The 233-nt window shown below is 54.9% G+C and carries 1 protein-coding gene; it reads right to left on the bottom strand.

The window, feature by feature from the left end:
* On the bottom strand, positions 1 to 233 hold a 233-nt coding region (locus DWV57_RS14870), incomplete at both ends, for a relaxase/mobilization nuclease domain-containing protein (RefSeq protein WP_243112374.1).

The following is a 233-nucleotide window of genomic DNA, read 5'->3' as shown; positions in this document are numbered from 1 at the left end:
TGTCGGTTGGAAACATACTTGCGCTGGTTCACCATGTCCACTGCACAAAAGATAATGTGGTTGTGGACGTGCCCTTTGTCAATGTGGGTGGTCAGCACATACGGGTATTTGCCTTGCAGGACTTCATCTGCAAGCTGCCGGCCAATCTCGTGGGCCTGCTCCGGCGTGGTTTCGCCCGGCGCGAAAGACTGTATCAAGTGGTGGGCCAGATTGTTGCCTTTCTGCATGGCCTG

Source organism: Faecalibacterium sp. AF10-46 (assembly GCF_003604105.1).
Lineage (GTDB): Bacteria > Bacillota > Clostridia > Oscillospirales > Ruminococcaceae > Faecalibacterium > Faecalibacterium taiwanense.
The sequence above is the reverse complement of the archived record's forward strand: the minus strand, read 5'-3'. Positions and strand labels throughout refer to the sequence as shown.